General features: G+C 59.8%; 23 protein-coding genes and 1 tRNA gene. 13 read left to right on the top strand and 11 right to left on the bottom strand.

Going from position 1 to position 26,435, the window contains the following annotated elements; genetic code table 11:
- The first annotated feature begins 6 nt into the window (after positions 1 to 6).
- Together ACYU7Z_RS05380 and ACYU7Z_RS05375 are read left to right on the top strand one after the other, a co-directional pair.
- Entirely contained in the window at positions 7 to 3,195 is a 3,189-nt protein-coding gene (locus ACYU7Z_RS05380; protein ID WP_460568148.1) for an efflux RND transporter permease subunit, read from the top strand.
- Entirely contained in the window at positions 3,188 to 4,615 is a 1,428-nt protein-coding gene (locus ACYU7Z_RS05375; RefSeq protein WP_460568146.1) for a TolC family protein, read from the top strand. Before ACYU7Z_RS05380 ends, ACYU7Z_RS05375 begins: the two co-directional genes overlap by 8 nt.
- Positions 4,616 to 4,710: 95 nt before the next feature.
- Here the strand turns inward: ACYU7Z_RS05375 and ACYU7Z_RS05370 are convergent, their stop codons facing one another.
- The 4 genes from ACYU7Z_RS05370 to ACYU7Z_RS05355 all read right to left on the bottom strand — a co-directional run bounded on the left by ACYU7Z_RS05370 (position 4,711) and on the right by ACYU7Z_RS05355 (position 9,171).
- The gene (locus ACYU7Z_RS05370; protein ID WP_460568144.1) at positions 4,711 to 6,537 is read right to left on the bottom strand and encodes a glycoside hydrolase family 13 protein; all 1,827 of its coding nucleotides are present in this window, start codon (positions 6,535 to 6,537) and stop codon (positions 4,711 to 4,713) included.
- 26 nt (positions 6,538 to 6,563) lie between these two features.
- Entirely contained in the window at positions 6,564 to 8,252 is a 1,689-nt protein-coding gene (locus ACYU7Z_RS05365) for an alpha-amylase family glycosyl hydrolase (RefSeq protein WP_460568142.1), read from the bottom strand.
- Positions 8,253 to 8,417: 165 nt separating this feature from the next.
- Positions 8,418 to 8,954, bottom strand: a complete 537-nt coding sequence (locus ACYU7Z_RS05360) for a pyridoxamine 5'-phosphate oxidase family protein (protein ID WP_460568140.1) — start codon at positions 8,952 to 8,954, stop codon at positions 8,418 to 8,420.
- Positions 8,955 to 9,024: 70 nt separating this feature from the next.
- Positions 9,025 to 9,171, bottom strand: a complete 147-nt coding sequence (locus ACYU7Z_RS05355) for a hypothetical protein (RefSeq protein WP_460568138.1) — start codon at positions 9,169 to 9,171, stop codon at positions 9,025 to 9,027.
- On the opposite strand from ACYU7Z_RS05355, the gene ACYU7Z_RS05350 reads away from it, so the two are divergent.
- Positions 9,170 to 9,946, top strand: coding sequence for an Fpg/Nei family DNA glycosylase (locus ACYU7Z_RS05350; RefSeq protein WP_460568136.1), 777 nt, complete (start codon positions 9,170 to 9,172; stop codon positions 9,944 to 9,946). The genes ACYU7Z_RS05355 and ACYU7Z_RS05350 overlap by 2 nt on opposite strands.
- A 14-nt stretch (positions 9,947 to 9,960) precedes the next feature.
- Here ACYU7Z_RS05350 and ACYU7Z_RS05345 read toward each other — a convergent pair whose 3' ends face one another.
- Positions 9,961 to 10,659: a phosphatase PAP2 family protein gene (locus tag ACYU7Z_RS05345; protein ID WP_460568134.1), complete on the bottom strand. Its 699-nt coding sequence runs from the start codon at positions 10,657 to 10,659 to the stop codon at positions 9,961 to 9,963.
- Between the two features lie 103 nt (positions 10,660 to 10,762).
- Between ACYU7Z_RS05345 and ACYU7Z_RS05340 the strand changes: the two genes are divergently transcribed.
- The 3 genes from ACYU7Z_RS05340 to ACYU7Z_RS05330 all read left to right on the top strand — a co-directional run bounded on the left by ACYU7Z_RS05340 (position 10,763) and on the right by ACYU7Z_RS05330 (position 13,760).
- The gene (locus ACYU7Z_RS05340; RefSeq protein WP_460568132.1) at positions 10,763 to 11,512 is read left to right on the top strand and encodes a DUF72 domain-containing protein; all 750 of its coding nucleotides are present in this window, start codon (positions 10,763 to 10,765) and stop codon (positions 11,510 to 11,512) included.
- Positions 11,513 to 11,543: 31 nt separating this feature from the next.
- On the top strand, positions 11,544 to 13,451 hold the full coding sequence (locus tag ACYU7Z_RS05335; protein WP_460568130.1) for a CocE/NonD family hydrolase: 1,908 nt from the start codon (positions 11,544 to 11,546) through the stop codon (positions 13,449 to 13,451).
- Positions 13,452 to 13,514: 63 nt separating this feature from the next.
- Positions 13,515 to 13,760 (top strand): hypothetical protein, encoded by a 246-nt coding sequence (locus tag ACYU7Z_RS05330; RefSeq protein WP_460568128.1) that lies wholly within the window; start codon positions 13,515 to 13,517, stop codon positions 13,758 to 13,760.
- 47 nt (positions 13,761 to 13,807) lie between these two features.
- Here the strand turns inward: ACYU7Z_RS05330 and ACYU7Z_RS05325 are convergent, their stop codons facing one another.
- The gene (locus ACYU7Z_RS05325; RefSeq protein WP_460568126.1) at positions 13,808 to 14,377 is read right to left on the bottom strand and encodes an NADPH-dependent FMN reductase; all 570 of its coding nucleotides are present in this window, start codon (positions 14,375 to 14,377) and stop codon (positions 13,808 to 13,810) included.
- A 54-nt stretch (positions 14,378 to 14,431) separates the two neighbouring features.
- On the bottom strand, positions 14,432 to 14,995 hold the full coding sequence (locus tag ACYU7Z_RS05320) for an ester cyclase (protein WP_460568124.1): 564 nt from the start codon (positions 14,993 to 14,995) through the stop codon (positions 14,432 to 14,434).
- A gap of 215 nt (positions 14,996 to 15,210) precedes the next feature.
- On the opposite strand from ACYU7Z_RS05320, the gene ACYU7Z_RS05315 reads away from it, so the two are divergent.
- On the top strand, positions 15,211 to 15,555 hold the full coding sequence (locus ACYU7Z_RS05315; protein ID WP_460568122.1) for a Rossmann-fold NAD(P)-binding domain-containing protein: 345 nt from the start codon (positions 15,211 to 15,213) through the stop codon (positions 15,553 to 15,555).
- A gap of 164 nt (positions 15,556 to 15,719) precedes the next feature.
- Here the strand turns inward: ACYU7Z_RS05315 and ACYU7Z_RS05310 are convergent.
- Positions 15,720 to 15,801, bottom strand: a tRNA-Leu gene (locus ACYU7Z_RS05310).
- 250 nt (positions 15,802 to 16,051) lie between these two features.
- Positions 16,052 to 16,882, bottom strand: a complete 831-nt coding sequence (locus ACYU7Z_RS05305) for a 2,3,4,5-tetrahydropyridine-2,6-dicarboxylate N-succinyltransferase (RefSeq protein ID WP_460568120.1) — start codon at positions 16,880 to 16,882, stop codon at positions 16,052 to 16,054.
- Between the two features lie 333 nt (positions 16,883 to 17,215).
- Here ACYU7Z_RS05305 and ACYU7Z_RS05300 point away from each other — a divergent pair, with 333 nt between their 5' ends.
- The 5 genes from ACYU7Z_RS05300 (at position 17,216) to miaA (ending at position 22,057) form a co-directional block, all read left to right on the top strand.
- The gene (locus ACYU7Z_RS05300) at positions 17,216 to 18,190 is read left to right on the top strand and encodes a glycosyltransferase family 9 protein (protein ID WP_460568118.1); all 975 of its coding nucleotides are present in this window, start codon (positions 17,216 to 17,218) and stop codon (positions 18,188 to 18,190) included.
- Complete coding sequence (locus ACYU7Z_RS05295) at positions 18,187 to 18,771, top strand: L-threonylcarbamoyladenylate synthase (RefSeq protein ID WP_460568116.1); 585 nt, start codon at positions 18,187 to 18,189, stop codon at positions 18,769 to 18,771. Before ACYU7Z_RS05300 ends, ACYU7Z_RS05295 begins: the two co-directional genes overlap by 4 nt.
- 180 nt (positions 18,772 to 18,951) lie before the next feature.
- Complete coding sequence (locus ACYU7Z_RS05290) at positions 18,952 to 20,382, top strand: CCA tRNA nucleotidyltransferase (protein ID WP_460568114.1); 1,431 nt, start codon at positions 18,952 to 18,954, stop codon at positions 20,380 to 20,382.
- Positions 20,383 to 20,506: 124 nt separating this feature from the next.
- The gene (locus tag ACYU7Z_RS05285) at positions 20,507 to 21,073 is read left to right on the top strand and encodes a plasmid pRiA4b ORF-3 family protein (protein WP_460568112.1); all 567 of its coding nucleotides are present in this window, start codon (positions 20,507 to 20,509) and stop codon (positions 21,071 to 21,073) included.
- A 99-nt stretch (positions 21,074 to 21,172) separates the two neighbouring features.
- A complete protein-coding gene (gene miaA, locus ACYU7Z_RS05280) occupies positions 21,173 to 22,057 on the top strand; it encodes a tRNA (adenosine(37)-N6)-dimethylallyltransferase (RefSeq protein ID WP_460568110.1) in 885 nt (294 codons plus the stop codon).
- Between the two features lie 468 nt (positions 22,058 to 22,525).
- On the opposite strand, the gene ACYU7Z_RS05275 is transcribed toward miaA, so the two are convergent.
- Positions 22,526 to 24,058, bottom strand: coding sequence for an OmpP1/FadL family transporter (locus ACYU7Z_RS05275; protein ID WP_460568108.1), 1,533 nt, complete (start codon positions 24,056 to 24,058; stop codon positions 22,526 to 22,528).
- Positions 24,059 to 24,097: 39 nt separating this feature from the next.
- On the bottom strand, positions 24,098 to 24,745 hold the full coding sequence (locus ACYU7Z_RS05270) for a hypothetical protein (protein ID WP_460568107.1): 648 nt from the start codon (positions 24,743 to 24,745) through the stop codon (positions 24,098 to 24,100).
- Positions 24,746 to 24,909: 164 nt separating this feature from the next.
- Here ACYU7Z_RS05270 and proS point away from each other — a divergent pair, with 164 nt between their 5' ends.
- The gene (proS, locus tag ACYU7Z_RS05265) at positions 24,910 to 26,388 is read left to right on the top strand and encodes a proline--tRNA ligase (RefSeq protein WP_460568105.1); all 1,479 of its coding nucleotides are present in this window, start codon (positions 24,910 to 24,912) and stop codon (positions 26,386 to 26,388) included.
- The last annotated feature ends 47 nt before the right edge of the window (positions 26,389 to 26,435 follow it).

Below are 26,435 nucleotides of genomic sequence, written 5' to 3'. Positions count from 1 at the left end.
ATTTCCATGTTCAACAAGTTCATACACCGGCCGGTACTGTCGATCGTCATTTCCCTGCTCATCCTTTTCCTGGGTGTGCTGTCGCTCGTGAAGCTGCCGGTGACGCAGTTTCCCTCTATCTCACCTCCGAAGGTGAACGTTACGGCCGAATATCCCGGCGCCAACGGCGAGCTCATGACCAAAGCCGTGCTCATCCCGCTGGAGCGCGCCATCAACGGTGTTCCGGGGATGAAATACATGGCCTCCGATGCCGGCAACGACGGCGAGGCCACCATCCAGGTTGTCTTCAACCTCGGTACCGACCCGAACCTCGCCGCGGTCAACATCCAGAACCGCGTGGCCTCGGTGATCAACAAGCTGCCGCCGCTGGTTGTGCGCGAAGGCGTCAAGATCACCCGCGAGGAATCGAACATGCTGCTCTACATCAACCTGTATAGCAAGGACAGCACGCTCGACCAGAAGTTCCTCTTCAACTTCGCCGACATCAACATCCTCTCCGAGCTGAAGCGCGTGGATGGTGTGGGCGTTGCCGACATCCTCGGTAACCGCGAATACGCGATGCGCATCTGGCTGAAGCCCGATCGAATGCTGGCCTACAAGATCTCCGCCGACGAGGTGATGAAAGCCCTCGACGAGCAAAGCCTCGAAGCCTCGCCCGGCAAGACCGGCGAAAGCTCGGGCCAGCGCTCGCAGGCCTTCGAATATGTACTTAAATACCCGGGCCGCTTCACCACGAAGGAAGGCTACGAGAACATCGTGCTCCGCGCCAATCCCGACGGCTCGCTGCTGCGGCTTAAAGACCTTGCTACGATCGAGATGGGCTCGTCGATGTACGATATCTATTCGAACCTCAACGGGCATTCCTCGGCGGCCATCGTGCTGAAGCAATCCTACGGAAGCAACGCCAGCCAGGTGATCAAGGACGTGAAGGCGAAGCTCGCCGAGCTGAAGAAAAGCAGCTTCCCCAAGGGCCTCGACTACGAGATCTCCTACGACGTATCGACCTTCCTGGACGCCTCGATCGAGAAGGTGCTGCATACGCTGGTGGAAGCCTTTATCCTCGTGGGTATCGTGGTGTTCCTCTTCCTCGGCGACTGGCGCTCGACGCTGATTCCCGCGATCGCGGTACCGGTATCGCTGATCGGAACCTTCCTGTTCATGCAGTTCTTCGGCATCACGCTCAACCTCATTACGCTCTTTGCCCTTGTGCTCGCTATCGGTATCGTGGTCGACAACGCCATCGTGGTGATCGAGGCCGTCCACGCCAAGATGGAGGTGAAGCATCTCTCGCCGCTGCGCGCCACGGAGGAGGCGATGCACGAGATCAGCGGCGCCATCGTGGCGATCACGCTGGTGATGGCGGCCGTATTTATACCGGTGGCCTTCATGTCGGGGCCGGTGGGTATCTTCTACCGCCAGTTCTCGATCACCATGGCGACATCGATCGTGCTGTCGGGTGTGGTAGCGCTGACGCTGACACCGGCGCTCTGCGCGATGATGCTCAAGAACAACCACGGCAAGCCGCGCCGCAAGACGCCGATGAACCGCCTGCTCGATGGGTTCAACAACCGCTTCAACCGCTTCACCGGGCGGTACCGCCGCCTGCTGACGCGTATCGTGAGCCGCCGGGTGCTTACGCTTGCCGCACTCGTAGCTTTTTGCCTCGCTACGGGCCTGCTGAGCAACAAGGTGCCCACGGGCTTTATCCCGAACGAAGACCAGGGCATGTTCTACGCGGTGATCCAGACGCCGCCCGGCTCCACGCTGGAGCGCACCAACCAGGTGGCGCAGCAGCTGCAGAAGATCGCCGAGGACATGGAAGATATCCGCTCCGTATCGGCACTCGCCGGTTATGAGATCCTCACCGAAGGCACCGGTGCCAACTCGGGTACCTGCCTCATCAACCTGAAAAGCTGGGACGAGCGCAAGCACAACGTGCAGGAGGTGATCAATGAGCTCGAGGAGCGCTCGAAGGGCATCACCGGCGCTACGATCGAGTTCTTCCAGCCGCCCGCCGTTCCGGGCTACGGTGCCGCAGGTGGCTTCGAGCTCCGCCTCCTCGACAAGGCCGGCTCGGGCGACTACCACAAGATGGAGCAGGTAAGCCGCGACTTCGTGTCGGCGCTCTCCAAGCGCCCCGAGCTTTCATCTGTGTTCACGTTCTACAGCGCTTCCTTCCCCCAATACATGCTGCGCATCGACAACGATATCGCGCAGCAGAAAGGCGTTACCATCGACAACGCCATGAACACGCTGTCGACGCTCGTGGGCAGTAACTACGAAACGAGCTTTATCCAGTACGATCACCAGTACAAGGTGATGGTGCAGGCGGCGCCCCAGTACCGCGCGCTTCCGGAAGACATCCTGAAGCTGTATGTCAAGAATGATAAGGGCGAGATGGTTCCCTTCTCGGCCTTCCTGCACCTCGAAAAAGTGTATGGTCTTTCGGAGATCACGCGGCATAACATGTATAATTCTTCCGAGATCAGTGGTGCCGCCGCACCCGGCTACAGCAGCGGCGCGGCCATCAAGGCGGTGTCCGAAGTGGCGGAGAAAACGCTTCCGCGCGGCTTCGGTATCGACTGGGCCGGTATCTCCGCCGACGAAGTGGCGCGGGGCAACGAGGCCATCTATATCTTCCTCGTGTGCCTTGGATTCGTGTACCTGCTGCTGGCGGCGCAATACGAAAGCTTCGTGCTTCCCTTCGTGGTCATCCTCTCGCTGCCGGCCGGTATTTTCGGCGCCTTCCTGCTGCTGAAAGTAATGGGCCTGGAAAACAACATCTACGCGCAGGTGGCGATGGTGATGCTCATTGGACTGCTGGGTAAGAACGCGGTGCTGATCGTGGAGTTTGCCGTGCAGCGGCACCGTTCCGGCGATTCGGTGCTGAAGGCCGCCGTCGAAGGCGCAGCGCTTCGTTTCCGTCCCATCCTCATGACCTCCTTTGCCTTTATCGCAGGTCTTATCCCGCTGCTGTTTGCCTCCGGCCCCGGTGCCACCGGCAACCGCACCATCGGCTCGGCAGCCGCCGGCGGCATGCTCGTGGGTACGCTCTTCGGCGTGCTCGCGATCCCCGGCCTTTATTATCTCTTTGGCCGGATGATCGAAAAGCGTCCGCTCGTGATCGAAGAAGAAGAAAATCCCCTCACAGAAGAAATCGACAAGCACACCGAGAAAGTAGATACCTATGCGTAGCAGAATTATTTGGGGCACCGTATTCGTTGTAACCGCCGCCCTCGGGGCGTGCAAAGTGCCGGCCATCGTACAGGCCGACTCGAAGATCGCGCTGCCCGCGCAGTTCGGCAGCGGCGGCACCGACAGCAGCAGTGCCTCCGCCGACTGGCACCGCTTCTTTACCGATCCGTACCTGCAGCAGCTGATCGACACGGCGCTGACCCGCAACCAGGAGCTGCTGTCGACGCTGCAGGAGATCCAGATCGCGAAAAACGACATCCTGCTGCGCCAGGGCGCGCTGCGTCCATCGGTGGGCGCGCGGCTCGGCCTCGGTGTGGAGAAGGTAGGCCGCTATACAAGCCAGGGCGCCGGCGATGCGTCGACCGAGATCACGCCCGGCAAGGAAGTGCCCGACCCGCTCACCGACATCACGGGCTCGCTGTATGCCAGCTGGGAGCTCGATATATGGAACAAGCTGCGCACCGCGAAGAAGGCCGCCGTTACCCGTTACCTGGCCACCGTGGCCGGTCGCAATTTCGTGCGCACCAACCTCGTATCCGAAGTCGCCGACAACTATTACGAGCTCCTCGCGCTCGACTACCAGCTGGCCATCGTTCGCCAGAACATCCAGCTGCAGCAAAATGCGCTCGAGATCGTAAAGGTGCAGAAGGAAGCGGCGCGTGTTACGGAGCTGGCCGTGCAGAAGTTCAGTGCCGAAGTAGCGGGCTCGCAAAGCCTCGAGTTCGGTATCCGCCAGCGGATCACGGAAACGGAGAACCGCATCAACTTCCTCCTGGGCCGCTTCCCGCAGCCGATCGCCCGCGCCGGCGGCAACTTCCTCGACCTGCAGCCCGCGACCGTGCAGGCCGGGCTGCCTTCGCAGCTGCTCGCCAACCGCCCCGATATCGTGCAGGCGGAGCTGGAGCTCGCGGCCGCAAAGCTCGATGTGCAGGTAGCGCGCAAGGAATTCTACCCCTCGCTGGGCATCTCCTCGGCCATCGGCCTGCAGGCCTTCAAGCCGTCGTACCTGCTGCGCGCACCCGAGTCGATCCTGTATTCGATCGGCGCCGACCTCGCCGGACCGCTGGTCAACAAGGCGGCCATCAAGGCGGAATTCTATTCGGCAAATGCCCGCCAGCTCCAGGCACTGTATAACTACGAGAAGAGCATCATCAACGCCTACGCCGAAGTGGCCACGCAGCTCGCCCGCGTCGACAACCTGTCGAAAAGCTACGTGCTGAAAGCACGCGAGGTGGAAGCCCTCAACCGCTCCATCGACATCTCGAACGATCTTTTCCGCTCGGCCCGCGCCGACTACCTCGAGGTGCTGATGACACAACGTGACGCGCTGGAGTCGAAGCTCGAGCTCGTGGAAACCAAGAAAGAGCAACTCAATGCCGTGATCCAGGTGTACCGCGGACTCGGCGGCGGATGGAAATAAGTTTTGGTTTGTTTTAATGAGAAAAGGCAATCCGCAAGGATTGCCTTTGTTTTTTGGAAAGGAAAGCTTCGGTTGGCGGTCGCTGCAAGGCCTGATCAGCGCCGGTTGGCCAGCACCAACACACCCAGTGCGGGCACGGTCAGCTGCTTCAGTGGCTGGCCTGAGAAGGCGTTCCGGAAGGACCTGCTCTTCAAGCGCTCGTGCTGGAAGACCGCGGGCGCTTTGCCGCGGTTGATCACGACGATCACTTCCTCGGTACCGAGCTTGCGGCTGAAGGCATAGAGCGTTCCGCTGTCGTCGGCAAGCAGTGTCTCGAAAGAGCCGAGACGCAGCGCCGGGTATTTCTTCCGAAGCCCGATGAACTTCTGGTACCAGGCAAATAATTCCTGGTTTGCCGCAACGCTGTCGGGGGCATGCAGGGTCTGGTCGGGGTTATGCGTTTCGGGCGTGTAACGAAGATTTTTCCAGACCATCGGCTTGCGGCAGTCGGGGTCGTTGGCGCCCCACATGCCCACTTCATCTCCGTAATAGATCATCGGCGCACCAAGGTAAAGCAGCTGGAAGGCGGCGATCAGCTTTTGCTTCTGCAGCTGCATGGCCGTCGGCTTACGTGTATTGTACGAAGGGTTGTTGCTTTTCTGGCTCCAGTTGAAATACGGGCCCCAGTCGCCGAAGCGCTTGCCGTCGGCATTAACGATCGCCGACCCGATGCGGGTGGCATCGTGGCTGTTCATCAGGTTTTGCATGTTGAGGGCTACACCGTTGCCGAATGCCTCGCGGAGCGCGCGCAGCCGCTGGTCGAACTCGGACACTTTGATGGCAAGCGAATCCTGCACGAGGAAGTCGTGCACGATGAAGGCGAAGTTGTAATTCATGGTTGCGTCGAACTCGTCGCCCTGCAGGTAGGGGCGTGTCTTTTCGATCGGGTCAACGAGCTCGGCGGTCATGTAGGCCTCGGGGTTGATGGAGCGCACATGGCGGCGCCAGTCTTTCCAGAAGCCATGACCCACGTCGTAGGCCACATCGAGGCGCCAGCCGTCGATGCCGTGCGCGATGCCCTTGTTCATCGGGTTCATCCAGCGGCGCGTGGCGTCGAAGATGTATTTCTTCGGGCCGGCCACGATGCCGTTGCTGTCTTCGCGGAACTCCGGCAGCGTGCGCACGCCAAACCAGCCTTTGTAGCGGAAGGGCGTTCCCTTGGCGCTGTCGCGAAAGCTTTGCACAATGAACCAGTCTTTGAACGGCGATTTCTCCTGGTTCTTTTCGAGGTCCTGGAAGGCGAAATTGCGGATGCCCATGTGGTTGAATACCCCGTCGAAGATGATCCGCATCTTGCGCTTGTGCACCTCGTCGATCAGCTTCAGCGCCAGCTTGTCGGCCGACGTCCACACCCAGCTTTCGGGCTTCATCGGGTCTTCCGCGGCGATCATCCGCTTGTCGCCTTCTGGATCCGGACCGAAGGTCGGATCGATATGATGGTACACCAGCGCATCATACTTGTGCGAGGAGGGTGACCAGAAAAGCGGTGTGGTATAGATCGCTTCCACGCCGAGCGACTTGAGGTAGGCGAGCCCGTCGATGATTCCCTGTATGTCGCCTCCGTAGCGACGACGCTGTATGTTGAACCAGATGTTCTTCCCGTTTTGCTGTTCGTAAGGCTGCAGCTCGTACCAGTCGCTGGTCCAGGGATGCGTTTGAAAGGCCGACGTATCGTCGAAGGGATAGGCGCCGCTGAGGTCGCTTTTCTTCGGGTCGTTGCCGGGGTCGCCGTTGCGGAAGCGCTCGGGGAAGATCTGGTACCACACAATGCCCTTGCTCCAGGCAGGCGTGTGATCGGTTTGTGCCTCGCTGGCAGTTTGCAGGAAGAGCGCCAGCGCGCCCAGCAGGGCACGGCGCAGGAGGCCGGTTTGCATACGGTTCATCTAAGGGTCGTTGAAGGGTTCGCGATCTAGGGCGTTCGCAGCACAAGGTAGCTATAGGCCGGGAGGTTGACCGTACCCGACAGGCTCACGGTGGCAGCAGTGAAGGCGTTTGTCCAGCTCGTGTTGTTGAGCGCCGCCGGCAGTGTATAGACCTGTGCCGAATTGCGAAGGTTCGCAAGCACGAGCACTTTCTCCGCACCGAGCTCCTTCGTGAAGACAGCCACATTGCTGCTGTTGTAGGTGGTCAGCGTGCCGCGGCGCAGCGCGTTGCTCGAGGCGCGGAAGCCCAGCACCTGCTTGTATTCGGCCATCACCTGCGGGTTGAGCGTCCAGTTGATATCAGTGCTTGTGAACGGAAAGGTCAGGCGGAAGGGGGTGCCCACTTCCTGCCCGTTGTATACCATCGGCACGCCTTTCATGTAGGCCGTGACCACGAAGGAAGCCATCGAGCCGCTGAGCCCGCCGAAGAGATCGAGCGGCGTACCGTCCGACCCGTTGACATCGTGGTTGGTCAGGTAGCGAACGACCTGCTGGTTGTTGGTGGCGCCGCTGAATTCGCTTGTATTGAGCGCATCGAGCCCGGTTACCGGTTGCCCGCCCTGTACGATGCTCTTGAGGCCGCCGTAATAATTGAAGCCATAGGTGAAATCGAATCCCGACGAGAAATGATCCGCGCGGTTGCCTTCGGCGAGAAGCAGCAGGTTGTGCGTGCTGATGGCGCGGAGACTGTCGACCGCCTGGTGCCAGAACGACGCCGGCGGGCCGTCGGCATAGTCGAAGCGGAAGCCGTCGACGTTCGCTGTATACACCCAGTACTTCATGCTGCGGATTTCTTCGAGACGCATCGCCGCGTTGTTGAAGTCGAGCTGCGCCACGTCGTTCCAGCCGCTGCCCGGCGGGCTGATGATCACGCCGCCGCTGTGCAGGTACCAGTCGGGGTGCGCCGCGATCCAGGGGTGATCCCAGGCGGTATGATTAGCTACCCAGTCGAGCATCACGCTCATTCCGCGGCTGTGTGCCCCGTCGACAAGCGCGCGCAGGTCGGCGAGGGTGCCGAATTCATTATTGATGGCGCGGTAGTCGCGCACCGAGTAGGGCGAGTTAACCGAATTGACCGTGCCCACGGGGTAGATCGGCATCAGGTACACGACGTTCACGCCGAGGGCCTTGATGGAGTCGAGGCGGCCGATGACGCCCTGGAAGTTGCTCGTGGAGCTGAAGGCCCGCATGTTCACCTGGTAGATGACCGCGTCGCGGCGATCGGGCACCGCGGCGAAGGGTGTGCCGTATTGCGTGAAGTTGAGGTCTTCGTTGACCGTGATCTGGACGGTGCAGGAGCGGGTGCCGTAACCGAGGTTGAAATAAGCAAGGCCAGAAGCCGAGGGCGTGCCGGTAACGGAAAACGTAAAGCTGCCCGAACCGCTAGCGAGCGTGCCGGCCTGGAGCACGGCGTTGAGCCCCGTTACACCCGAAGAGGCGACCGTTGTGCCGGCGCTGTAGGCGAGCCCGTTGCCGCCCGTGTAGGGCATCGTAACGGTACCGCTGTAGCTGATGCCCGCCGTGGCAGCACCGCTCACGGTTGCGCCCGAGCAGTTGAGCGAGCTGATCTCGGCCGACGTTGGGGTAACGGGCGTCGGTGTGGGTGCGGATTCTTGTTTCTTGGAACAGGCCAGCAGCAAGGCCAGCAGGGAGGCGAAAAGCAATTTTTGTCGCATATTGGTAGCGAGACGGAGGAGCCTCCCGTTTCTTACAGGTTTGGGTGCCGGATTGTCTCCTTACAAAAATAGCTAATATCTGCCGCGCTTCCCGTCCGATCTCGAAGAGCCGGGAACGCGCCCGGCGGAACAGGAAAGGTGGCCTTCCGGCCACCCGTTTCCTGGCTATAGGGACAGGTTCCCTTCGATGGAGTCGTCGAGTGTTTTGCCAAGAAGCGCACCCACGGCCATTTTCGCAAAGGCGATGGCCTTACCGTGTTTGGTGTCCCAGTAGTAACCGGTTTCGGGGGCTACCGAGATCACCGTGATCCGCGGGTCGTCGACACCGCCCGTAAACCAGGTTTTGATGATGGGCTCCCACAGCTCCTTGATCTTTTCCTTGTCGCGCGAAACCGTTGCACGGCCTTCGATAGAAAGGAAGTCGGAGTGGGCCGAGCCCTGGAAGAGCAGCTGCACGCGGTTGTCGCGCCCAAGCTCCTCGTTCTTGTGGCTGTCGTCAGCGCTCAGAAACCAGAGACGTCCTTCCTCATCGATCTTTTGAACCGACATCGGGCGCACATCGGGCCAGTCGCGGCCGGATGCTTTGCAGCAGAAAAAACAGGTCTTCGTCATCCCGGCAAGCTCGCGGAGCTTTTCGATCGCAGCACCGCCCTGCAGGTCCTCGTGATTCTTTTCAGGTTGTTGTTGATTGATGCTATCCATGCCGTTGCGGGAACAAGGAATGTGCCCTTCCGCAACTGTTTAACAACATCGCGCGCAGCCGGCAAAGGAGCTAGACGGCCCGCAGCGATGCATGGCTCCCCGTCATCGAGGATAGGTAATGTGTCGCTAAGTGGCGGGCGCTCTGCGGGTTGCCGGTTTTATACACGATGGCTGCCGTTGGCGTTGCGCTTGTTTTATCCTGTAGTAAACGATCCATGCCTGAAATACCCGACATCGAAGTGTTTGCCACGAACCTCAACGAGCGCTATGCCGGGAAAACGCTGGCCCGCATCAAAGTGCTGCGCGGGAAGAACATTACCGACAGTGCGCGCAGCCTCTCGCGGCGCCTCGCCAAAAAGAAATTGCTGCGGGTAGAGCGCTCCGGCAAAGAGCTGCGCTGGCATTTTGCCGGCGACACCGTGCTGGGGATGCACCTGATGCTGACGGGCGACCTTTTCCCGTTTGAAAAGAAGAACCGGCAGCGCTTCAGCCTCGTGGAGCTGTACTTCAGCGATGGAAGCGGGCTTGCGCTGTGCGACCGGATGCGCAACGCCTGGGTACGCCTTGATCCCGTCGACAAAGCAGGCGTCGACGCGCTCGACCGCTCGCTCAATTTCCGCAAGCTCAAAGAGCTGCTGCAACGTAAGACCAACGTCAAGAACGTGCTGCTCGACCAGGACGCGATCCGCGGGATCGGCAACGGGTATTCGGACGAGATCCTGTGGCAGAGCCGCATCTCGCCCTTCTCGGTAGCCGCTGCCATTCCCGACGACAAGATCCGCGAGCTGGCCCGTACGATCCGGCGCGTGCTGAAAACGGCGGCCCGGCGCATCCTCCGCAAATACCCGGGCCGGCTGCAGGGCGAGGTGCGCGACTTCATGGATGTGCATGTTCCGAAGCGGGCGGAAAGTCCCACAGGATACCCGATCAAGGTCGCGCAGCGCGGCATGCTCAAGACCTATTATACCGATGAGCAGGTGCTCTACCGGTAATGCACAGCCGCAAATCAGGAGGACGGTCCGGCGGTTGCTGACTCCCGGCGCACGCGCTGCTTTTGCCGCTCCATCAGCAATATCGCAAGAAGCAGCCAGGAGGCGCCGATGGCAAAGCCCGCCAGCACGTCGCTCGCATAGTGCATCCGCAGGTAAACCCGGCTGAAGCCCACCAGCAGCGCCCAGCCGATGAGGGCGGCCGCTGCCGTAAACTTAACGGCCCGCGGTAGATGAGCCTTCCACGCGAGGTAGGCAAGAAGCCCGTAAAAGATAAAGCCCGACGTGGCATGCCCGCTCGGGAAGCTGTAATTGTGGAGCGGCTCCATCAGCGGGTGCGGCGGGCGGAGCCGGTGAAACGTGAGCTTCATGACGAAGTTGATGGCATAGCCGCCGATGCCGATGACGGCGATCTCGCCGCAGCGCAGCCAGTCGCGGCGCAAGGCGTACAGCACAACGAGGCAGGCGTAGGCGACCTGCAGGAAGCCCGCTTCGGCAGTTTGCGTAACGGCTTTCAGGAATACGGTGCGGCCGGCGCTGATAAAGGGCTCGAGCTGGGAAATGACGCGCAGGTCGAAGTCTTGCTCCTGCTCGGCGATGACCTCGTGGAGGATGCCGACAAAGATCCCGATCGTGAGCAGGAAGCCCAGGAGGAGCAGGGCGACCTTGCCGCTGAGGCGCGAAAAGTATCGTTTGCGGAATTCACTGAAGCGCATCTGCCAAAGTACGCAGCGTCCGCATGCGGCCGGCGATTTTCGATGGGAATGTCGCGAGGGTGGGCTTTTCGCTCATCGGCAAAGCTTTTGCTGCTGGCTGCGTATGAGCAGATCGACCCGGCCGCACATTTACTCCGGAACCAGCGGGCTCGTGCTGCCCCTGAAGAAAGCCGACTTCCCGCCCGAATTCAGCGGGGTGAGCCGGCTTACCTATTACGCGTCCCTGTTTTCCTCCATCGAGATCAACTCCTCGTTTTACAAGCTTCCGCGCGCGGCAACCGTTCAAAGCTGGAGCGGGAGCGTGCCCGATGATTTCCGCTTCACGTTCAAGCTTTCGAAGTCGGTGACGCACGCGAAGGAGCTGCAGTTCAACGTGGATGATGTGGCGCGTTTTGGCGATGTCGTTGCAGCGGCAGTGGAGAAGCGGGGCTGCATTCTCCTCCAGCTGCCGCCCTCGCTCCGGAGCGAGCGCAGCGAGGAGCTCGAAGGGCTGCTCGAAGCCCTTGCCGACGATGCCCCGGGCTGGCCGGTGCAGGTGGAATTCCGGCATGTATCGTGGTACAACAGGGACGTGTACCGGATGCTGCAACGGCACGGCGCCGGTATGGTGACGCACGATATGCCGGCATCGGTAACTCCTCCCGTTGATATATCGGAAACGGTCGCCTACCTGCGCTTCCATGGTCCTGAGGGCCGCTACCGGGGCGGCTACGACGAGGCAACGCTGAAGGCCTGGGCGGAACGTGTTGTCGCCTGGACAAAAAGCGGCAAGGACGTTTACATCTATTTCAACAACACCATGGGCGATGCGCTGCCCAACCTGCAAACGCTGAATGCGCTGCTTGGAGTTTAGCCGTACTTTAGGTGACTTAACCGATCCCACCATGCGCTACCTGCTCCTGCTTGTTTTGCTGGCAACGTCTCTTGCCTCCTTCAGCCAAAACCCGGATTCGCTCTATGCCCGCGAGCATTACGATATGGCCGAATACCGGATACCCATGCGCGATGGCAAGAAGCTGTTCACCATCGTGTATACCCCGAAAGACCAAAGCAGGGCCTATCCCTTCCTCATGAACCGCACGCCCTACAATGCCAGCAACCACGGCAGCTACCGCGTGTCGGGGCAGCCTTCGCGCTACCTCGTTCGCGACGGGTACATCATCGTGTACCAGGATGTCCGCGGACGCTACATGAGCGATGGCGAGTACAACAACATGACGCCCAACATCCCGGGCAACGACCCGAAGAACCGCAGCGACATCGATGAAAGCTCCGACACCTGGGATACGATCGACTGGCTGCTGAGGAATGTCAAAAACAACAACGGCCGCGTGGGGATCTTCGGCATCTCGTACCCGGGCTTTTACTCCGCCGCGGCGCTGCCCGATGCGCATCCCGCGCTCCGCGCCTCCTCGCCGCAGGCGCCCATATCGGATTTCTTTTTCGACGATTTCCACCACAACGGCGCCTACCTCGAAAGCTATACGCCCGCATTCGGTGTTTTCGGATACCAGAAAAAAGACACGACCCGGAGCAACTGGTTCGACGAAGGGCTCGGCCGGATGTATAAGACGCCTATAAAAGACGCGTATGATTTTTACCTGCGCCAGGGGCCGCTGAAGAACATTACGGCGAAGTACCATTCGGACAATTTCTTCTGGCAGCAGATCATTGACCACCCCAACTACGATACGTTCTGGCAGCGCCGCAACCTGCTGCCGCACCTCAAAGACATCAGGACCGCCGTGCTCGTGGTTGGCGGCTGGTTCGACGCGGAAGACCTGTCCGGGCCGCTGAAGATCTATAAGACCATCGAGCGCACGTCGCCCGCAGCGCATAACTCGATCGTGATGGGCCCCTGGGGCCACGGCGACTGGGCACGCGAGAACGGCCGCAGCACGCATAACAACCTGTATTTCGGCGACAGTATTTCTACGTTCTTCCAGCGCGAGATCGAGGCCCGCTTCTTTGCGCATTTCCTAAAGGACGAAGGTCCCAACACGCTCCCAGAGGCCTATATGTTCAATACCGGCACGAACCAGTGGCAGCAGTTCGATGCCTGGCCGCCGAAGAACGCACCGCAATACCGGTTTTATTTCAGCGCCGACGGCAGGCTTTCTGTCAACAAGCCAACCGATGCGGCGGCGCGCTTCGACTATGTATCCGACCCCGCAAAGCCCGTTCCGTATACGTCGCAGATCGAGGGCCTCACTTTTACGCCGCGCCGCTTCATGAGCGACGACCAGCGCTATGCATCGCGCCGCCCCGACGTGCTCAGCTTCGAGACCGATACGCTGACCGAGGCAGTGACCATCGCCGGTGAGATACTCGCGAAGCTGAAAGTGGCGATGACCGGCACCGATGCCGACTTCGTGGTGAAGCTGATCGACGTGTACCCGCAGAATCATCCGGAGTACCCACACAACCCGCCGAACATCACGATGGGCGGCTACCAGCAGCTTGTTCGATCCGAAGTGTTCCGCGGGCGCTTCCGCAATTCGTTCGCAAAGCCGGAAGCCTTTGTGCCGGGCCGCGAAACGGAGCTGCAGGTGCCGCTGCAGGACGTGCTGCATACCTTCCTGCCGGGGCACCGCATCATGATCCAGATCCACAGCACCTGGTTCCCGTATATCGACCGCAACCCGCAAACCTTCGTGCCCAACATTTACAACGCCGATGAAAAGGATTTCAAAAAAGCCACGATCACCGTCACCGGCGCATCGATGGTCGAAGCCGGCGGACGCGTAGGCTCCGGTGGCACCACCACGCCGGCCGGGAAGAAAGTATTCTGACAAAAGCGCCCGTTGTCATTTCTTTCGCGCAACCGAAGCGGGAATCGACGTACTTCGCGCTCCATGGATGAACCCTTCGAATTGCCGGTTACCTTCCGCGGGCAGGACCTCCTGTTCCCGGCGCAACTGCTTGTGCAGGGCTACATATACAAGCTGCAGGTCGATATCTACGGCCAGGAAGTGCTTTTTGAAGCCGACGAGGAGCGCAATTTCCGCGCGCTGATCGACCCGGACAAAGGCGAGGCAAAACCGGTCGACCGCGAGCTCCTGCAGGCGATCGTTCAGGTGATCGAGAGCATCGTGAAGTAGTTCCGTGCGGCCAGCTTTCCGGTGAACACGCAAGTGGCTCAACGCTGTCAGCCTTCTTTTCTGTCCATCCGTTTCCGGGCTTCCACGCACCAGAAGAACTCGTCGAGGAAAGCTTTCGCGCGCTTGTCGGTACCCGCCTTATCGGCCGGAACGCCATTTTCATCATAGGCTTTCTGCACATTGGGCACGCGGTAGAACGACGGTGTCACCAGGGCGCCGATCTTGAGCAACGTAAAACTCAGCGAGGTTGCCACCTGCGAGGCCCCGAAAGGGCCGTCCGAAACCGTCGCCAGGGCCAGGGGTTTCCTTTTCCATTCCGGGTAAAGAAGATCCACCACGTTCTTCAAGGCAGCCGGGTATCCGCCATTATATTCGGGTGTCACCAGCAGCACGCCATCGGCATTGCTGATCTTCGCGGCAAATTCCACTACGTCGGGCGCCGGGTTCGGCTGGTATTGCAGCCGCTCGTCAAAAAGCGGGAATTGATAGGCATAGAGGTCGAGCATGTCGACATTGCCAAGGCCGTTTTCCCGGATATAGTTGCTCAGGTACAGGGCCACCCGGTGGCTATTGCGACCGGTTCGAACACTGGAGGACACAAGGGCGATGTTATACATAACTCGATTGATAGGGAACGCCGAAAATAGCGATGATCCGTGTCCAGCCGCGGCCTATTGCGCCACACCGATCTGTTTCATCATCGTGTAGTTGTCCCAATGCAGGTACTCCTCGATCATCTTGCCGTCTTTCCAGTGGCCGATTGTCGACATGCTCAGCTTGAATTTCTTGCCCGTGGGCTGAATTATTTTCCCGTTGCCCAGGTCCATGGGTTTCGAAAATGTGCCCTCCATTTCACCGATCACGGCGGTCCAGTCACCAGTGCCGAATTTCACCGGGTGGCTCGTGATCTTTGTATCGGGCGCAAACGTGAACAAAGGTGTCAGCTTGTTGATATGATCCGGAAATAAGCCGGTGGTCGTAGTGCCATCGGGGTAATAGACTTTGATATGGGGATCGTGGCTGATGGCGAGGCTGTCCCACTGCTGGTTGCTGTAAAACTGGAAGTCGAGGCTGTCGAAGCGCCGTAGCCGCTCCTGTGTCAGCTGATCGTTGGCCTGCACGGATGGTTTCGGTTCGACGGTTTCTACCACCTTCTCGTTCTTCTCGTTACAGGCCGTAACAAAGACACCTGCAAGCATCGTGGTCAAAATGAGGCGGAACGTTTTCTGGCTCATGTTTTTTGGTTTTACGGGTAAATGAATGAAGAAGTTGTGTGGTCGTTTGGCTCTATTCCGGTCAGTATCACTACGGCGCTGAGCCCCGAGGGTTGCGGCGGCGAACCAGCGAATGCGCTTGCACGTGAAATAGTCGAGCCAGGCGTTTCCTGAAGGTACTCATTCTGCAGGGCAATCCGAACGGCCGCGCCGCGAATAAACAGTTGTAGCCCGACATGACCTTAGCTTACATCAGCGGTGCCGGCACCGACAGTACCGAAAAAGGCCGCCTGATGTGGGCACGCGTGAAAGGGAAAACGGAGAATGACCTGATGAAGCTGCCCTTCAAAAAGGTGTTCGCATTTCGCCCGGGCGCTATGAAGCATAGCGAGGGGCAGAAGAACCTTTCGACGCTGAACAAGGTGCTTTCATTTTTGTACCCCGTTTTCAGAACACTGTTTCCGAATACCGCCAATACCGTACGGCAACTGGGCAAGGCGATGATCACGGTGGCACGGTCGGGTTATGAAAAACGGGTCGTGGAGGTAAGCGATATCCGGAAAATAGCGGGACCCGAGTAACGCGGCGAAGCCCTCGGTTGAGCCACTGTTACGCGACGTACCGGCCTGGGTGTTTTCATGGCCGGGAGAACGTTACCTGTGGATTTTTGCTTTTTCGCCTGCACCAGCGAGCCTGGCAGTCGTCCAAACAAAAATCCCCCAGCTTTCGCTGAGGGATTTCCTCGTGCCCAGGACTGGATTCGAACCAGCACACCTCGCGGCGCCGCCACCTGAAGACGGTGCGTCTACCAGTTTCGCCACCTGGGCATCTTCAACACATCTTCTTTTCAGAAGATCCCGCAGTTTCCTAAAGTATTGGTAGCTACTTTGTTCCGTTGCGGGGTGCAAATATAAGAGCGCGTTTTTGTTCCAGCAAAAAGTTTTTTGGGGCGCCCTTAGCGGGAATCGGCAATCGGGAAACGGGAATTCGCAACGCGCGGAAACGAGAATTCGTCTCTCCTGCATCAATTGCGGTCAGCAGCGTCTCCTTTGCCGGTTACCGGTTGCCGTTTAACGATCACACGGATACGTTGAAGTCCCGGAGCGCGTCGTTGAGACTCGTTTTGAGGTCGGTGCTTTCCTTGCGCTTGCCGATGATGAGGGCGCAGGAAACGCCGAACTCGCCGGCCGGGAATTTCTTGTTGTAGGTGCCGGGGATCACCACGCTGCGGGCCGGAACAACGCCCTTCGTTTCGATGGGCTCGGGGCCGCTCACGTCGATGATCTTGGTGGATTGGGTCAGCACCACGTTGGCGCCGAGCACCGCTTCCTTCTCCACGCGCACACCTTCCACCACGATACAGCGGGAACCGATAAAGCAGCCGTCTTCGATCACGACGGGGGCTGCCTGCAGGGGCTCCAGCACGCCACCGATACCGACGCCGCCGCTCAGGTGCACACCCTTGCCGATCTGCGCGCAGGAGCCCACGGTGGCCCAGGTGTCGACCATCGTGCCTTCGTCCACATAGGCGCCGATGTTCACGTAGGAAGGCATCAGCACCACGTTGCGGGCGATATACGCGCCGTAGCGGGCCACGGCATGCGGCACCGCGCGAACGCCCAGCTCCTGGTAGTTTTTCTTCAGCAGCATCTTGTCGTAAAACTCGAAGGGCTCCAGGTCCCAGGTCTGCATCGGCTGGATACCGAAATACAGCAGGATGGCCTGCTTCACCCACTCGTTCACCTTCCACTCCTCGACGCCGCTCGGAGTGACAATCTTTTGCGCCACACGCAGGCGGCCTTTGTCCACTTCCTCGATTACGGCCCGGATCGCTGCCTTGGTATCGTCGTTCGCCAGCAGGCCGCGGTCGGCCCAGGCACTGGCAATGGCTCCTTGGTATTGATTCATGCCGCAAAAGTAATGGGGTAATGTGGTAATGTGGTGATCAGGGAATAGGATCAGGGCACGATGGGCTGACGGAACTTGGGCGGAACGGCTCACCGTCATTCTGAGCCCGCCGAAGGACGCGTGCGCCAGCTACAAACTCCCGCCTTCGCCAAGGCTTCGGCAGACAGAGCCAAACTCCCCGCCTTCGCCAAGGCTTCGGCGGGCAGAGCCAAACTCCCCGCCTTCGCCAAGGCTTCGGCGGGCAGAGCCAAACTCTCGCCTTCGCTGAAGCTTCGGCGGCGAATTCCAAACTTCAAACTCCAAACCCCAAACTTCTCTCCCTAGCTTTGCCGGATGAAGATTCTCGTGCGCCTTCCCAACTGGCTGGGCGATATGGTGATGGCGGTGGCTTTCGTGGAAGCGCTCGGGGAAGCCTATCCCGGTGCGGAGATCAGCGTCATCGCAAAGAAGGGCATCCATGAGCTGCTGCCCTGGTTCCCGCCGCTGGAGCACCAGTTTGTCTTCGACAAGGGATCCGCCCCCGGCCTGCGCGGGCTTTGGCGTTTCGGCCGCGGCATCCGCGATACCGCCAGCTTCGACCTGTTCTTCTCGCTTCCCGATTCGCTGTCGGCAGCCCTCATGGGCTACGCCTCCGGCGCCCGGCGCCGCATCGGGTTTCGCAAGGAAGGGCGGGGCGTTCTCCTGACGCATACCTACAGCCGCCCGCACGGCTGCCACCGCGTCGACGAATACCTGACACTGCTCGAGCGCTATTCCGACTGGCAGCCCGGGCATACCGCCGTGCGCCTCAAACACAATTTCCCGAAGGGAGATGCGCTCGTGGTCAATATCAACTCGGAAGCGCAGTCGCGCCGGCTCACGATTCCGAAGGCCGTAGAAATACTGTCGGCGCTGCGGGCCACCCTGTCGGCACCCATCATTCTGGTGGGCGCACCGAAGGAACAGTCCTTCGTGGCGGAAGTTCTGGCGCAGCTGCCCGACGCCAGCGGCATCCGCAATGCCGCCGGAAGCAGCAGCCTGGCGGGTCTCGTGGAGATCCTCGCCTCGGCGCGCGCCGTGCTGAGCACCGACTCCGGCCCGGCCCACCTGGCCAACGCGCTCGGAACGCCCACCGTGGTGCTGTTCGGCGCGGGCAATGAAAAAAATACGGCACCGTTCAACGAAGAGGGACGAAGCGTGCTTCGCCTCAACGAGCTTAGCTGCGAGCCCTGCCTCAAGAACCGCTGCGTGTGCTTCGAAACCCCGCAGTGTCTCGAGCGGCTCGATACCTCACGCATCATTCAGCAAGTACAGCAACTTTTATCATGATATCCGACAGTGCTTTTTTTGAAGAAGAGGTAGAGGCCGCGCTCGACGTACTGCGCCGCGGCGGCACCATCCTGTATCCCACCGACACCGTCTGGGGCCTGGGCTGCAGCGCCCTCGACGCCGAGGCGATCAACCGTATTTATACGATCAAGCGCCGGCCCGACAGCAAAAGCCTCATCATCCTCGTAGCCGACGAGCGCGACATCCTGCGCTACGTCGCCGCGCCCGACCTCGAGGCCTTCAGCTTCATGCAGCAGCAGGAGCGGCCCACTACGGTCATCTTCAACGGCGCCGTCGGGTTGCCCGACAACCTCGTGGCCGAAGACGGCTCCATCGCCATCCGCATCACCCGCGACCCGTTTTGCCGGCACCTGGTAAAGCGTCTCCGCGCGCCGCTGGTGTCCACCTCCGCCAATATCAGCGGCGAACCCTCAGCGCCGTTCTTCGCCGATGTATCCGAAGCCATCCGGACCGCCGTCGACCATATCGTTCGCTGGCGCCAGGACGATCGGACAGCGGCACAGCCATCCATGATTGTCAAGTGGGAGGGGAACGGACGGTACACGATCATCCGACCGTAAACGGGTTTTTAGGTTTTTCAGGTTCTGAAGGTTTTAGTGGTTCTGAAGGCTCGGGGGGTGAAGCGCGTGACGAATCCACGTTCGCGTCACCTATCGAACTCCAAACCTCAAACGCCAAACCCCAAACTCCCAAACTCCCAAACTCCGACCACCAAACTTTATTCGATTATTTTTGCGCCGATGGAAATCCCGGTAAGTGCAGAAGAGTTGCAGTTGTTGCAGAAGATCGCCAAAGCGGCGCAGGGTCTGCAGATGCCGACCTACCTCGTGGGAGGCTTCGTGCGCGACAAGCTCCTGGGGCGCCCGACCAAGGACGCCGACTTCGTGTGCGTTGGCGACGGGCTCGCGCTTGCCGACGCGGCCGCGCAGCTCTTCCGGCCCCGTCCGCACGTGAGCTTTTTCAAGAATTTCGGAACGGCGCATTTCCGTGACCATTCCGGCTTCGACCTCGAGTTCGTGGGCGCCCGGCGGGAAAGCTACCAGCGGCATTCGCGCAACCCCGTGGTGGAGCCCGGCACCATCGAAGACGACCAGAACCGCCGCGACTTCACCATCAACGCGCTGGCCATCTCGCTCAACGCCGCAGACTTCGGCAAGCTGGTCGATCCCTTCGGTGGCCTCGACGACCTGAAGCAGCAGCTGATCCGCACACCCGGCGAGCCGGCCATAACCTTTAGTGACGACCCGCTCCGCATGCTCCGGGCCATCCGCTTTGCCGCCCAGCTCGGCTTCCGCATCCACCCGCCCACGTTGCGGGCCATCCGGGAAATGCGCGACCGCATCTCCATCATCTCGCAGGAGCGGATCACCGACGAGCTCAACAAGATCATTTTGAGTCCGAAGCCTTCGGTGGGTTTCAAACTTCTCTACGATTCGGGCCTCCTTGAACTTGTGTTCCCGCAGATGGTGGATCTCGCAGGTGCGGAATTTGTGGACGGCCTCGGGCACAAAGACAATTTTTACCATACGCTGCAGGTACTCGACAACGTTGCCCAGCGTTCCGATAGCCTCTGGCTCCGCTGGGCCGCCATCCTCCACGACATTGGTAAGCCCGCCACGAAGCGCTTCGAGGACGGCCATGGCTGGACCTTTCACGGCCACGAGGTGGTTGGTGGACGCATGGTGCCGAAGATCTTCAACAAGCTGAAGCTGCCCCTCGGTGATCCGCAGAAATACGTACGAAAGCTCGTGGAGCTGCACCTCCGGCCCATCTCCTTATCGAAGGAAGACATCACCGACTCGGCGATCCGCAGGCTGCTCTTCGATGCCGGCGACGACTTCGACGACCTGATGCTGCTCTGCGAAAGCGATATCACTTCCAAGAACAAGCTCAAGGTGCAGCGCTTCCTCGACAACTTCGAGCTGGTGAAGCAGCGCTGCGTGGAAGTGGAGGAGAAAGACCGTGTGCGCAACTGGCAGCCGCCAATTTCGGGCGAGCTGATCATGGAAACCTTTGGCATCCGGCCCTCGCGCACGGTGGGAGATATCAAGGACGCCATCCGCAACGCCATCCTCGACGGCGAGATCCCCAACGAATACGATGCGGCGTTTGCCTTCATGCTGCAAAAAGGCGCGGAGCTTGGTGTGCAGCCGAAAAGGGAAGGTTTTTGAAGTTCTTAAGGTTTTGAAGGTTCTCAAGGTTCTAAAGGTTCGTTGGAATTGACTCAAACCGCCGGCCGGCCCACCGATAAACGCCTTTTCCTTATTTTTGAATTTCACCTAGTAGTTTCCCTGCATGGCCATACTAAAGTTCAGAGTTCAGTACGAGGAGGATGACAGTGTCTACCGTGATATTGCGATCCGCCATACCCACAGCTTTTTTCAGCTCCACGACGCGATCCTGAAAGCCTACGAGTTCGACTCCAAGCACGGCGCTACTTTTTTCCGCAGCAACGACAACTGGCAGCGCGGCCGCGAGATCTCGCTCGAGCAATACGACCGGCCTTACCGAATGGCACCGCTCATCATGAAAGACGTGACGATCGGGTCGGAGATCAAGGATCCGAACCAGAAGTTCGTATACGTGTACGATTTCAATAAGAACTGGACCTTCCTGGTATCACTCATCGGTGTTTCGAAGGAAGAAAACCCCAAGATCAGCTATCCCGCAACGGTGCGCAGCGAAGGCATCGCCCCCAGCCAGTATGGCGCGAAAAGCCTGCTGGGCGAGCGTTTTGCCGACGTGGAGGAGAAGTACGATCTCAGCAAGGACGCCGAGGGCTTTGGCACGGAAGGCGACGAAGGCGCGACCGAAGATCATGGCGGCGATGAAGGTGCTGCCGGGAGCGAAGAAGAATTTTAAGACCAAAATATTTTGACTGCCTGAGTGCCTCACTACCAGAGGTACGAGACAGAGCCGGGTGCCAACGCCCCGGCTTTTGCTTTTTGGTTACTTTGCGGCATGGCGGAGAAACAGCTGATCGTGATTGCAGGACCTACCGCGGTGGGCAAAACGGCCGCCGCTATCGAAGTGGCCCAGGCGCTGGGCACCGAGATCCTTTCGGCCGACAGCCGGCAGTGCTACCGCGAGCTCAATATCGGCGTTGCCCGTCCCACGCGCGAAGAGCTCGCCGCCGTCCGGCACAACTTCATCTGCTCGCACTCCATTTACGATAACCTGAACGCGGCCTCTTACGAGAAGTATGCGCTCGACGTTGCGCGCCGTGTATTCCAGACCAAAGACAAGCTGGTGGTTGTCGGCGGAACCGGCCTCTACATCAAGGCGCTGCTCGAAGGCATGGATGCAATCCCGGAGATCCCGCAGGAGCTGCGCCGCGAGTTGCTCGCCGATTACGAGCGGAAAGGCCTCGGATGGCTGCAGCAGCAGGTGGCAAGCGCCGACCCGCGTTACTATGCGGAAGGTGAAATTCAAAATCCGCACCGGCTGCTTCGTGCGCTTGAAGTTGTGCGCTTCACCGGTCGCTCGATACTCGACTTCCACAGCCGCACAAAGGCCGACCGTCCTTTCACTGCGCAAAAGTTCGTGATCGACCTGCCGCGCGAGGAGCTCTACGACCGCATCAACAGGCGCGTGCTCGGTATGATGGATGCCGGCCTCGAAGCCGAAGCCCGAGGCCTCTACCCGCTACGGCAAATGAACGCCCTGCAGACAGTCGGCTACCGCGAGCTGTTCGAATATTTCGACGGGAAAATCACGCTCCAGCAGGCCGTCACCGACATCCAGACCAACACGCGGCAATACGCCAAGCGGCAGCTGACCTGGTTCCGGAAGGACCCCGAGTTTGCGTGGCTTTCGGCTTCGGAGTTGATCAAGAAGTTTAAGTAGCAAAGGGCGGGAACCGCGAAGAGAATAAGAAAAGAAGTTGGTACGCTAAGGATACTGAAATAAAAAACGTCCCGCCTTGGCGGGACGTTTTCCTATCTCTTTGCGGAAACCTTATTTGTCTTCTTTCTTAGCGGCAGTCTAAAAATAAGTCGTTGAAAATGCGTTGGTAGCAAACCGTCCCCTAGGGACGGCCTGTTGGTAGCCCCGGGTGCAACCCGGGGTTACATGCGGACAGGTCGATAGCGCACCCCGTAGGGATGCCACCGCGTAGAACGGCCCCTCCCGGGGGCTTAAGCCCCCAGGATAAAGTGGCGCCCCTACAGGGCGCACTTTTCGCTCCGGCTCACGCTACCCCGGGTTGCACCCGGGGCTACCGATATGCTGCCTCTTCGAGGCAGGACGTACAACCAGGTAATCAACCACTTAATTTTAGACAGCCTCTTACCGGTTCCGACCCTTCTTTCCCTTTTAAAACTTCGTCCCGAACGTCAGCAGTACGTTGCCCTGCGTGCGCTTTGTTTCCGCCACGTAGTAAGCGGCATCTGCCAGGCGGTAGGGGGCGTGCAGGTCTTTTTGCTGGCTGTGCACGTAGGTAAGGTCGATGAAAAGCCCTTTGTGCCGGTAGCCGATGCCGCCGCTCAGGTTGAAGCGGTTGCCGGTACCGCCGTTGACATCCTTGTACGGGTTGCCGTACCAGGCCGCGCCCGCGCGGAACATCAGGGTGGTGAACTTGAGCTCGCCACCAACGCGGAAATTGAAGGCACCTTTGTAGATGTCCTTAATGGTTTTGTTGACCGATTTGAAATAGTCCTTGTTGCCGCTGTCGTCGGTCTGCTGGTCGGCGTCCTGCAGGTAGCGCATTCCGCGGTAGTGCACGTATTCGACATCAGCCGTCAGAAAGCCGCGCTGCTTCGTCACATCCTCGATCTCGCGGAGCACATACGAAATGCTTCCCGTAGCCTTCCACGGGGTCGTCATCCGGTACTTGAATTCGTTGGCATTGCCGTCGTTGTAATCCTTCGACGCATCGTACAGTTCCCCCTGGTAGTGCTCGGTGTTCGTGGTCAGGGTATAATCGAATTCGTCGGTGAGGCTGTAGAGTGTCGGCGTTTGCAGGGCGAGACCAAGACGCCAGAATTCGGCGGGTTTGTAGATGGCGCCCAGGCGAAGGTTCAGCCCCGTGCCTTTCGTGGTCAGGTTTTCCTGGAAGGCCGCATAGTCGAAGCGGTTGCTCGTGTCGTTGCCGGCGTCGGCCTCCGTGAAGGTCGACTTGCGGTTGTAGTACAGGATGGGCACACCCACCGTTGCGCCGAAGAACCATTTGCTGGTCACCTGTGCGCCCGCGCCAATGGCGAACTCGTACATGCCGCCGCGGTTGCTGATCTTTTGCTCCTGCAACAGTCCGCTTGCAATGGGCGAGTTCGTACTGAAGCCGGTCACCTGGCCGCTGCTGTTGCGTACCGGGTCGAGCCAATAGGTGTTCAGCGCCAGGCTGCTTCCGAAGGGATAGAGGTAGGCCGCCGTGGAATCGCGCACGCCGTTGCGGGCAAGCTCCTCGATAAAGCGCTGCGAGTAGGACGATGAATTATTGCGGCCGCGATACAGCAGCTCGCTGCGGAAGTCGGCCTGCGTGGTAAAGCCCAGGGTCACGGCCATCCCTTTTCCATTGTGGCTTCCGCCGAGTACGAGCCCGAGGGCATTCAGGTCGAAGCGGCGGTCATTGCTGGATTCGCTGCGGCCGATATAGGTAGCGCGTGTATTGCTCCAGTGAAAGGCCGGTGTGAGCAGCGCGTCGCTTGTGTGGTAAAAGCCAAGCCCCGCGGGGTTGACGAAGGTGGCTGAATAGTCGCCGCCGAGTGAGCCCATGCTGCCGCCGATGGCTTGCTGGCGCGCCGTGCCGCCGGGAGCCGTAAACGAAAAGCGGAGAGCGTCAGACGGATCCTGCGCATAGCCGGAAGTGGCTGCCAGCAGGGTATAGAGGATCAGGAACCCTTTTTTCATAAAGCGTTTCTTGCGGTGGATGAATAAGCAATCGCGATATCAGAAGCGGCGTACCGGGGCGTTCCGCGGCGCGCTCGACGAAGACGAGCCCGACGAAGAGGACGAGGAGCTGCCGGAAGAAGACGAGGATGAGGACGACGAGCTGTTGTTGAAAACGCTGCGCAGTCCGCCACCGCGTGTGCTGCCCGTCGACCCGTTGCTGCCGGCCGGTTGTGCCGGCGTACTGTAAGCTTCGGGCTTGCCGCTGCTGTTCGTGGCGGGTGCGGCTGGCGGGCGATACGACTCGAAGTTGAAATTGCGCGGGCGGTTCGGAACAGCCGGGCGCGGGGGCACATAGGCGTACCCGTGGTAATACGGGGAGTAAGGCGAATAGTAATAGCTCCAGGAAAGACGCGGGTTGCCGTTGCATTGGCAATTGCAGGTCGTGGCGTGATAGGCGTAGGGATCGCTGTAGTAATCGTCGAACTGTGACCAGCGGTCACGGTTGCGGACGCGCATGCGGATGAAGCGGTCTTCGCGGGTTTCCGCGCGCGGCGACTCCTCGCGGCGTGTGTCAACCTCCACATACTCGCGCTCCGGGCGCGCCGTCGAATAATACACGTCGTCGGGCGTTTGTCCCGACTTGTAGGGGGTGCTGCAGCTTACCACCGCAACGGAAAAGGCCAGGAGGGGTAAAAGAGGTTTCATACGCGCTTCTTTAAAGGTTAGAACGGAATGAGCCGGGATGTGTTACTTTTGGGCGCCCCGTCCGCAAGCCGGACGGGCCCTGCTGTAAAGTTGACTAATACCCCATTATCAGTTGTATAGCCGGACCTCCCTTCACAAAACATTAGCAAATATCGCGATAAGACATGAGCAACGCAATTACGTCCCGGGAACAGGATTATTCGCAATGGTACAATGACCTCATTATACGCGGCGGCCTCGCCGATTACTCCGCCGTTCGCGGCTGCATGGTGATCAAGCCCTATGGCTACGCACTGTGGGAGAACATGCGCGACGTGCTCGACCGCATGTTCAAGGACACCGGCCACCAGAACGCCTACTTCCCGCTCTTCGTGCCCAAGAGCCTCTTCGAAGCCGAGGAGAAGAACGCCGAAGGCTTTGCCAAGGAGTGCGCCATCGTAACCCACTACCGCCTCAAGACCGACCCCGCGCGCCCCGGCAAGCTGATGGTCGACCCCGAAGCAAAGCTCGAGGAAGAGCTCGTGGTGCGTCCCACCTCGGAGGCCATCATCTGGAATACGTATAAAGACTGGATCCAGAGCTACCGCGACCTGCCGATTCTCGTCAACCAATGGGCCAACGTGGTACGCTGGGAAATGCGCACGCGCCTCTTCCTCCGCACTGCCGAATTCCTGTGGCAGGAAGGCCATACCGCGCACGCCACTGCCGAAGAAGCCGTGGTGGAAACAAAGCAGATGCTCGACGTGTATGCCACCTTTGCCGAGGAGTACATGGCCCTGCCGGTGATCAAGGGTGTGAAGACGCCCGCCGAACGATTTGCCGGTGCGGAAGACACCTATTGCATCGAGGCGCTGATGCAGGACGGCAAGGCGCTGCAGGCCGGAACCTCGCACTTCCTCGGGCAGAATTTCGCCAAGGCCTTCGAGGTAAAATACCTCACGAAAGAAAACAAGCTCGAATACGTGTGGGCCACCTCCTGGGGTGTGAGCACGCGTCTTATCGGCGGCCTCGTGATGGCGCACTCCGACGACCAGGGCCTGGTGCTCCCGCCGCGGATCGCCCCGCTGCAGGTGGTGATCGTTCCGATCTATAAAGGCGAGGAAGGAAAGGCCGAAATGGCGCCCCATGCCGACAAGCTGCTGCAGGAATTGAAAGGCGCCGGCATCCGCGCCAAGTACGACGACAACGACAACCAGCGCGCCGGATGGAAGTTTGCCGAATACGAGCTGAAGGGTGTTCCCGTCCGCGTGACGCTCGGCGCCCGCGACCTCGCCAACGGCGTTGTGGAGATCGCCCGCCGCGATACAAAAGAAAAGACCAGCGTGCCCATCGAAGGACTCGCTTCGTATATCAGCAAGCTGCTTGTGGAGATCCAGGATAACCTGTTCAGCCGCGCCAAAGCCTTCCGCGATGCCCACATCACGGAGGTTGACAGCTGGGAAGATTTCGAGCGCACGCTCGACGAAAAGACCGGCTTCGTGTCCGCGCACTGGGACGGCACCGAAGAAACCGAGAACGCCATCAAGGAAAAGACAAAGGCCACCATCCGCTGCATCCCGATCGATAACCCGCAACAGGAAGGAACGTGCATCCTCACCGGCAAGCCGAGCACGCAGCGTGTGCTGTTTGCACGGGCGTATTGACCTCACCCCGCCCCTCTCCGGTACGGAGAGGGGAACAAGACTCACAA

This window comes from Flaviaestuariibacter terrae (assembly GCF_054777635.1).
Note: the sequence above shows the minus strand (reverse complement) of the source record. Positions and strands in the feature narration are given on the sequence as shown.